General features: G+C 47.5%; 6 protein-coding genes. All 6 read right to left on the bottom strand.

Translation table 11 applies throughout. The features are described from left to right. Window positions 1–52: 52 nt before the first annotated feature. Genes R2Q26_RS05615 through R2Q26_RS05590 form a run of 6 tightly spaced genes read right to left on the bottom strand, consistent with a single transcriptional unit; the run spans window position 53 to window position 7,060 of the window. Entirely contained in the window at window positions 53–304 is a 252-nt protein-coding gene (locus tag R2Q26_RS05615) for an AMP-binding protein (RefSeq protein ID WP_317535378.1), read from the bottom strand. Continuing rightward, window positions 282–1,064: an AMP-binding protein gene (locus tag R2Q26_RS05610; RefSeq protein ID WP_317535377.1), complete on the bottom strand. Its 783-nt coding sequence runs from the start codon at window positions 1,062–1,064 to the stop codon at window positions 282–284. The genes R2Q26_RS05615 and R2Q26_RS05610 overlap by 23 nt, the downstream gene beginning before the upstream one ends. A 23-nt stretch (window positions 1,065–1,087) precedes the next feature. Then, complete coding sequence (locus tag R2Q26_RS05605; RefSeq protein WP_317535376.1) at window positions 1,088–1,285, bottom strand: hypothetical protein; 198 nt, start codon at window positions 1,283–1,285, stop codon at window positions 1,088–1,090. A gap of 43 nt (window positions 1,286–1,328) precedes the next feature. Continuing rightward, the gene (locus R2Q26_RS05600) at window positions 1,329–4,460 is read right to left on the bottom strand and encodes an efflux RND transporter permease subunit (protein WP_317535375.1); all 3,132 of its coding nucleotides are present in this window, start codon (window positions 4,458–4,460) and stop codon (window positions 1,329–1,331) included. Then, on the bottom strand, window positions 4,457–5,644 hold the full coding sequence (locus R2Q26_RS05595) for an efflux RND transporter periplasmic adaptor subunit (RefSeq protein ID WP_317535374.1): 1,188 nt from the start codon (window positions 5,642–5,644) through the stop codon (window positions 4,457–4,459). The genes R2Q26_RS05600 and R2Q26_RS05595 overlap by 4 nt, the downstream gene beginning before the upstream one ends. Window positions 5,645–5,692: 48 nt before the next feature. Next, the gene (locus R2Q26_RS05590) at window positions 5,693–7,060 is read right to left on the bottom strand and encodes an efflux transporter outer membrane subunit (RefSeq protein WP_317535373.1); all 1,368 of its coding nucleotides are present in this window, start codon (window positions 7,058–7,060) and stop codon (window positions 5,693–5,695) included. Window positions 7,061–7,065: the final 5 nt, after the last annotated feature.

Raw genomic sequence — 7,065 nt, 5'->3', positions numbered from 1 at the left:
TTATAGCAAGATCATCAACTATATCTCATCCTTTGAGAATCCCTTATCGACTCTATTTAAGTGCAGAATGCTCTAGTGTCAAAATGGGAGCAGTCTCGGATAAATCATAACCGGAGAAACAATCGACCCCCATTTCCAGCGCCTGTTTAGCCAGCGCTTGCGGCAGCGCCGATCCACCAACGACGACTTTCCAGCCACAGAGATCCATACCGGATGATTGCGCTGCTGTCAATATCATTCTCAATAAGGTTGGAACACAATGTGAGAAAGTAACGCGCTCTTCACGAATCAGTTTCAGCAGCATATTGGGTACATAACGTCCTGGGATAAACCTGTTTCACACCAAGCAACGTAGCTATATAAGGGATACCCCATGCATGCACATGAAACATCGGTGTAATCGGCATGTATACATCTTCGCTATGGAGCCGTTGTCGCGCAGCCGGTGCAGCTAACGCCATACCAGCTGCTAGCGTGTGCAGCACCAGTTGCCTGTGCGTATAGTAAACACCTTTGGTTGCACCGGTCGTGCCAGTGGTATAGAAAACCGTCGCCCGCATATTCTCATCAAAATCCGCAAAACCGAAATCATCGGTCTGGTCCGCAAGCCAGCTTTCGTATTCATCATCAAATTGCAGAGAGGTTTGCGCCACCGCCGTCCCCTCCGTCATGACGATAAGCTTTTGTATGTTAGATAATTCTGCACAGATATTTTCGATAACCGGGATGAAATCAGCATGCAGCAGCATTGCAGCACCCGAATGATTCAATGTATAAGCAATCTGTGTCGGTGTCAGCTTGGTGTTGACCGTCATCATAATTGCACCATACATTGGTATGGCAAAATAGCATTCGAGATAACGGTGGCTATCGTGATCCATTACTGCGATCACGTCGCCACGACGAAAACCAGAAGCTGCCAATGCAGCACCAAATTGACCAATCCGGGTATACACCTGACGGTAACTCAGGCGCAATTGATCACGGTAGACAATCTCTTGATGAGATGCATTTGTCAAAGGCGTATGCCAAAGCTGTTTCAGCAGTAATGGATACGATGTCATTTTCTTCTGATAAGTTGGAGATTTTAACCTAAAAACCGTAGTTGGACGGGGTGGAGCGTGTGGTGATCCAGGCGCGAGGCAAGGCGCGATGAGGTCGCAGGGCCGTCCCCTGCAACGAAGAGCAACGCCGCATTCGTGCCTGGAGCGACATATGATGCACCCCGTAGCGGCCTCACTATTCTGGTGAATGAGAAAATTTCTAAGATACCTCTATATGTCATGGGCTTAACTCTCCAATCAAGCGATCAACTGCGGTTTTTAGGTTTAACTAGAGAATCCACTTATCGTAGACTTCTGACTGGATATTTTCTTTAAAACAACACAACTGACAGGCACCAGCAATAAAGTAACCAAAGAGGAGAAAAGTATGCCAAACGAAAGCGTAATCACCATTGGCATGAGTTTCTCAGCATCTGAGCTTTGCTCGCTGGTGAGTGGCAGTAATCCCAAAAGAGTAGTTGCTGTTGTTAGAAATATCGCACGGAAACGTGCTTTACCCGCCAAAACTACAGCCTTATAAATCGGTATGTTTTTCTGGAGAATTTCATTGATTTTCGCAACCAATATCAGGCTATCGTTGATTGCAACCCCTCCTACGGCAAATAACGCCACATAAGATTCCAGGGACAAAGGAATTTTCAGCAACAGGTGGCCCACTACTGCGCCGATAAAGCCAAATGGAATGGCCAGCATAATTATGAGTGGTTGCGTATAGGAGCGCAGCGGCACCGCCAGCAACGCGTAAATTCCCAGCAAAGCCAGCACACCATAACCCCATAGATCCGACATTGCTTTCTCTTGCTTTTGCCGGGTCTGGCCTGGCTCGATCCTTAGCCCAGGATATTGCGCCTCCAACTCGGGAATTACATTTGCACGCAAATCGGCAAGAATAACTTCAGCGTTAGCCTCTCCTTTAAAGACGTCAGCACTGATTAATTGAATCCGCTCTCGGTTTTGCCGGGTAATACTTGCAAAACCTAGAGTATATTCGGCTTCTGCTACTGTGGCGAATGGAACAGTGCTGCCATTGGCCAGCCTGACTGGCATGTTATATAAATCATCCAGAGAACTGCGACGCTCGGAAGGAAAGCGTAGCATTACCCTGATTTCATCTCGATCCAGAAAAAAGCGCTGTACCTCCAACCCAAAAAATCCATGGCGAACTTGCTCACCTAAACTTTGCATCGTTAGCCCATAAAATGCTGCTTCAGGTTTAAGCTTAAGTTGCAACTCGGACTTACCTGCCTGCATGGAACCCGTCACGCTGTGTACTCCGGCATAAGAAGAAAGCTTGGTTTTAAGAATTTCACCGACAGTGCTTTGTAGTGCAACATCTGTTGCAATCAATTTCAACTCGATGGCTTTCGCAGAATGAGCAGTAGGCATGCCAAGATCTTTTGGCCAGAAGGTCTGGAAAGACAGCGTTGCACCGGCGGGAAGCTCACCAAAGCGCTCCTGCCATTGTCTTTTAATGATATCCATACGAGAACGGACACGTTCGTCAATCGCTATTTCGATATCAACAAATCCGGAGTTGTCGTCGGCAACAGCAATAATGTGCTGAAAGCTATCCTTCAATTTAGTCGATGTGTCGGTGCTGAGTTCGGTGTTTAACTCGGACCGTATTTCATTGGCAATACGTTCCAAGCGCATTACATGATAATCAACCTCTTCAAATGGGGTACCAGGGGGAAGCTCGAGAGTGGCAATCAAATAATAGTCGTTCACAGGCGCTTCCATCACGCTTTGAATGCGTCCGGAAAAAACAAGCGCAGCGGTAATCAGTAATATAATGGAAAACACTGATAGCGTGATATAACGAAACCGCACCAACCCTTTCAGTAGTGGGATATATGCACGGTCAATAAACCATTGTAATCCACTGTCAGCTCGTTCCTGCACAAAACTCATAGCTGCTGACCAGGCATTACGATCTGTAGTTGAAGTAAAACTGACTGCCAAATGAGAAGGTAAGATCAGGAGCGCTTCCACCATGGAAAACACCAAAGTTACAATAACCACCAGAGATATGTTGTACATCAGATATCCACTAAGGCCCGGCAAAAAAAGGCCAGGAACAAAAGCAATCATCGTAGACAGCACCATCAACACGACTAATGGTGCTACTTCAAGTGTTCCACTGATTGCACCCGATAAACCGGGACGTCCTCGCTGCTGATGCGTGTAAATATTCTCGCCTATAACAATAGCGTCATCCGCCAAGACACCCAAGATAAGAATCAGCGCGGCAATTGAATAAAAGTTTAGAGAAATTCCCAACATCGGCATCAGCCACAGTGCTCCCATCAGTGATATCACAATGCCGCTGCTCACCCATAACGCCAGATAAAATCGCATGGTAAACATCAATACCAGAAAAACTAGAATAAAACCTGATACTGCGTTTTCCCATAACATGGACATATTATGTTTATAATATTTTGACCAGTCATCCCATGTCGAAATGCCAATGCCATCAGGCAAACCAGGACGGAATGCGTCAATAACCTCATTGACCGCTTCGACTGTTGTCACAATTCGGTCTTTTGACATTACGAAGATTTGCGCGGCTGGCTTGCTATCAATTCTTGCCAGAAAATCTTTTTCACTCACCGTTTCACGAATCTGCGCAATATCACCAAGCAACAGGCGCGCACCATGCGGTTCAGATCGCAGATTAATCGCAGCATAATCAGCCACAGTCATAGCCTGATTCTTGCTTCTCAGCAGCAACTTGCCATCGGATTTTTTAAGCTCTCCCGCTGGTATATTATTGGATGCGGCTCGAATAGCCTCGGCAATTTCCTCAAAATTCAAGGCATAGCGGCGTAAATCTGATTCTGTAATTTCAATCGATATTTCATAGGGAAGCTGAGGCCAAGGCATCATTAACCCTATATCCGGGTGCTTACTCAGCATAGCCTGCAATCGATCGCGTTGACGTATCAAGGCTAATATATCGACCTCACCATGCACCATTACAGTTATCGCAATTGTGCCAGCTTTCACTTCCTGAATTTTCAGTTTCTCGGCTCCTTTCGGAAAAGCCGTGATGCGATCCATTCTGGCCTGCACGGCAGCCTGGAAACGTGTGGAATCAATCGCAGGATCAAACTCAACGATGATCTCGCATTCCGCCTGGCTAGCAGTGGCATTGATATGCCGGATTCCTTCCAAATCATGGATGGCTTCCTCAATAGGAATACATAACGCTTGCTCCACTTCTGCAGGACCTGCGCCTGGATAAGCAATTTCGATCTTCAGTTGATTTGCTGGTGCAGGTGGAACATTGTGGCGCTTGGACACGGTTAAACCTATCAGTCCACCTGCTATAATAACTAACATGAGAAGATTGGCAGCAATAGGGTTTCTGGCGAACCAGATGATCAGTTTCATGGAGCAATCTCGATAGGTTTAACTGACATTCCATCAACCGGATGATGCAGGCCGGAAACGAACACATGTTCCCCCACATTTAATCCAGCTTTAATGATCACTTGCTCGCGTTCTCTTCTGAGCACTTCCACGGTACGAAAACGTAACCGGCTGTCCTGATCAACAACAGCTACCTGATTATTTTTGCGTAATGCACTGGCTGGCAGAATAACCAAATCATCGAACCAACGTCCTTTGATGCTGGCTTCCACATACAAACCTATCGGTAAGCTGGCAGCAGAAGATCCCGTGCCAGGGTTAGTTTTTTTTGCATCAAGACCGAACGGATCTGGGATTTGTGCAACCAGCACTACCATGCCGGTGTCTTGATCGACCACGCCTTCGCTGCGCACAATATGACCCAGCCAGGTTTGTTGCTGCCTGTTGTAATGCGCAGTAAGCTTCACTTGCGCCCCCTTTTCAGCATGAGAACGATGGGGTAAATCTGGAAAATCGATAAAAGTAAGTTCGTGCGTGGTTAATGGCAAGCGCACTTCAGCCAGATCGCTGCTGTAAATTCTTCCTAATACCGTACCGCTGCTCAGATACTGCCCCATCCCTACTTCCTTGTTACGCACCCGACCATTAAAAGGAGCGCGTATATCTGTGCGTTGCCGCAGTAACCGGGCATTCTTCAGCTCTTCTTGCTCCGCTGCGAGCTTGGCTTTCTTTTCCTTAAGCTGCGGAATCCTTAGATTTAGCGAATTAGGCTCTCCCTGTCCGAGATGTTGCCATTCATCACGCGCCTGTTCCGCTTCTGCTTCCTCTCGTGTCAACTGATATTGGGCTTCCATTACCCTGGCTTGAGCTTGCGCTACCCGCAAATCATATTCCGCCGGATCGATCGAAACCAGCGCGTCCCCTTTCTTGAAGAATCCACCACTGACAAAAGCAGGTGAAATTTTGATGATATTGCCTGAGACACCAGTAACCAGGTCTATTTCTGTTTGTGCCTTGACACGCCCTTGCGAATGAACATCCATACGCAACCGCTCAGGCTTTACCTTGATGACTTGGACTGAAGGCAGTGTAACGATGTTTTCTTGCTGATCGGTTTGCGGTGGCGAATTAACAATGGCAAAAGCTGCCAATCCCCCCGCCATCGCAATCAACAGTGCGATGAGTAATTGCTGGCGCGTTTTCATAGAGTGGTAACGATCAAATACCGGTTTAGCATCACTGCATCTGCCGCGTCACGCATTTCCACCCAGAGCCAAATAAAGATTGATGCGATTGCTGAGTAACTGCCGGATGATAGACAAATGGGCGCTCTGGGCATTGAGTGTGCTGCGGTAACTGTCGAGTAAGGTAAGAATTCCAATCAGGTTGTTACGGTATGAATAAACAGCCAATTTCCGGCTGGATTCGGTTTGTTCAACTGCTTTTTTAAGAGACGCTTCTTGTTGCCGTAACCACTCTTCTGCTGCCAGCGCTTGCTCAACTTCGCGGAAAGCATTAAGTGCGGTATTTTTGTAAAAATTCAGTGCTTCCTCTGCGCGAGCCTGATTTCGGAAAATTTCACCTTGGATACGCCCCCCCGTAAACAAAGGTTGCATAAGCCCGCTAAATACATTCCAAGCCACTGCCTTGGGGTCGATCAGCTCAGTCAGATCGCTGCTGCGCGTACCGCCGGCAGCAGTCAGGGTAATACGCGGCAGGCGCAGTTTTTTGGAACTGACTGTTCGGAAGTCGGCAGCCCGCAGACGGCCAAATGCTGCAACCACATCCGGCCGCCGTTCTAGCAATTCGGAAGGCAATCCGGCAGAAATACCAACAGGCAATTGCGGCAGGACTGATGTGTTTATTTCATTTCCTGCCGGATAGCGTCCCAGTAAAATTTCCAGGCGACGGGTAATTATCTGAATTCTGTTACGCGTCTCCTTGAGTTGTGCTTCTGCATTGGCCAGATCAGTGAGGGCCAGGCGTAAATCGAGACCGCGCTCCAGACCTCGCTGAAAACGCCCCTGGACTAAATTCACTATGATTGTTCGATCTTTGATCGATTGCTCGACTACCTCTGCTTGCAGGTTTGCTTCAACTAACTCAAAATAGCTTTGCGCTACCCGCGCTGCCAAGGATAATTTGGCTCCATAATAATCGACAGCAGTCGCATCGGCTTCCAAAACTGCAGCCTGCTGAAAATCGCGTATCCGTCCCCACACATCCACTTCCCAGCTCAAACCGAACAGAACTTCAAAGACATCGAATCTTGATGAACCAAAACCCGCTTCACGAATTTGCACTTGTTGGTGATCAGCTGTGAAAAAAAGTTGAGGCCAACGACCCGATCCATCAATTCGTGCCTGCGCTATCGCCGCATCGACCCTCGCTGCCACCGCTTTCAGTTCATAATTATCAGCCAGCGCACTGTCAATCAAAGCACTTAGCTGGGGATCACCAAAAGTCTCTACCCACTTGGTCGGTATCGGTTGACTAAATGCTTTATCTTCAACCCATTGATCTGGCATCTCTGCGCCCACTTCCTGCACATGCCGCTGCGGCAGCATATTACAACCTGCCAGGATAAGAAAAAGAATTATCCAAATAAAAACCCTAATCACTTGAA

Origin of the sequence: Nitrosomonas sp. Is37, assembly GCF_033063275.1 — a bacterium.
GTDB lineage: Bacteria > Pseudomonadota > Gammaproteobacteria > Burkholderiales > Nitrosomonadaceae > Nitrosomonas.
The sequence above is the reverse complement of the archived record's forward strand: the minus strand, read 5'-3'. Positions and strand labels throughout refer to the sequence as shown.